This is a genomic window from Fructilactobacillus sp. X2R1C1, assembly GCF_059901435.1.
Genome location: NZ_JBWXUV010000164.1, coordinates 1 through 233, shown reverse-complemented (window position 1 = coordinate 233; position 233 = coordinate 1). Strand labels below are relative to the sequence as shown.

General features: G+C 43.8%; 1 protein-coding gene. It reads right to left on the bottom strand.

What is annotated here, in order from left to right; all coding sequences use genetic code 11:
• Positions 1-233, bottom strand: a 233-nt coding sequence (locus tag AC6UDG_RS07890; RefSeq protein WP_500707018.1) for a hypothetical protein, incomplete at both ends; no start/stop codon positions are given.

Below are 233 nucleotides of genomic sequence, written 5' to 3'. Positions count from 1 at the left end.
GCTTTCACTTGTGCTTACAGATTCACTCTTAGTGGAGTTGCTTTCACTCATCGAGGTACTAGCTGACTCACTGCCACTTAATGAAGTACTGCCGCTCTTGCTAGTAGATTCGCTTAAGCTGTCACTAGTACTTACGGAATCACTATCACTCATCGAAGTACTAGTTGACTCACTACCACTCAATGAGGTACTGCCGCTCGTACTTGTAGAATTACTTAGTCTGTCACTAGTAC